The sequence below is a fragment of the Stenotrophomonas sp. AGC87 genome (assembly GCF_057333975.1).
Genome location: NZ_JBHFHW010000038.1, coordinates 46,187 through 47,643 on the forward strand (window position 1 = coordinate 46,187; position 1,457 = coordinate 47,643).

The 1,457-nt window shown below is 66.4% G+C and carries 1 protein-coding gene; it reads left to right on the forward strand.

All coding sequences use genetic code 11. The features are described 5' to 3' along the window. The first annotated feature begins 157 nt into the window (after positions 1–157). Positions 158–1,402 (forward strand): DUF819 family protein, encoded by a 1,245-nt coding sequence (locus ACE026_RS15195; protein WP_183073818.1) that lies wholly within the window; start codon positions 158–160, stop codon positions 1,400–1,402. The last annotated feature ends 55 nt before the right edge of the window (positions 1,403–1,457 follow it).

Below are 1,457 nucleotides of genomic sequence, written 5' to 3' on the forward strand. Positions count from 1 at the left end.
GGGGCGCCGCTTTTTCATCGCTAGTGCCGGCCGCTGGCCAGCATCTGTACCTTCATCCGTAGTGCCGGCCGCTGGCCGGCATCTGCACCGCGCTTTCAGTATTCATGAGGTTGCCGGCCCCCCCCCCCCCCCCCCACGACCCAGGCACCCCATCTCCGTGAAAGCACCCGCCCTGATCCAGAACGATATCGTCGTCTTCGGCCTGATCGCTGCCACCCTCGGTGCCGTGTTCTGGACCGCCTCGCGCGAGCAGGGGCTGTGGAAGCGCTTCTATACGTACGTGCCTGCGTTGCTGCTGTGCTACCTGATTCCCGGTGTGTACAACACCGTCGGCCTGATCGACGGCCAGAACACCCATCTCTATAACCCGGTCGCGCGCGACATCCTGCTGCCCGCCGCCCTGGTGCTGCTCACCCTGGCCGTGGACATCAAGGGCATCCTGCGGCTGGGCCCGAAACTGATCGTGATGTACCTGGGCGCCTCGCTCAGCATCATGATCGGCGCCGTGGTCGCGTTCCAGTTGATGAAATGGCTGCATCCGGCCACCGTCGCCGGCGATACCTGGGCGGGCATGGCGGCGCTGGCCGGCAGCTGGATCGGCGGCGGCGCCAACATGCTGGCCATGCGCGAAGTGTTCGATGTCAACGCGACCACCTTCGGACAGTTCGCGGTGGTCGATGTCGGTGTCGGTTATGTGTGGATGGCGGTGCTGATCTTCATGGCCGGGCGCGCGGCGAAGATCGACGCGCGTAGTGGCGCCGATACGTCGGGCATCGATGCCCTCAAGCTGCGCATCCAGGCCTTCCAGGCACAGCACGAGCGCGTGGCCAGCCTGACCGACCTGATGCTGATCGTCGCCGTTGCCTTTGGCGTGGTGGGGCTGTCGCATGCGATTGCCGGGCCGGTCTCGGCGTGGTTCAAGGGCCATGTCGCCTGGGCCTCGCAGTTCAGTCTGGACGCGCCTTTCGTGTGGGTGGTGGTGATCTCCACCACCTGCGGCCTGGCGTTGAGCTTCACCCGTGCGCGCAACCTGGAAGGCGCCGGTGCCTCCAAGCTCGGCTCGCTGCTGCTGTACTTCCTGATCGCCTGCATCGGCATGCAGATGGACCTGCTCGCACTGCTGGACCGCCCGTGGCTGTTCCTGCTCGGCCTGATCTGGATTGCGGTGCACATCGTGCTGCTGTGGGCGCTGGCACGCGCGCTGAAGGTGCCGTTCTTCTACTTCGCGATCGGTTCGCAGTCCAACATCGGCGGGCCAGCCTCCGCGCCCGTGGTCGCGGCGGCGTTCCATCCCTCGCTGGCGCCGGTCGGTGTGCTGCTCGGTACGATGGGCTACGCGACGGGCACGTATCTGGCGTACATCGTGGGCATCACCCTGCGCGCGATGGCAGGGCAGGGCTGATCCGTGTAGTGGGGGGGCTGGCCGGCAGCCAGGCAATGCGTCACTTGTCCAGGAG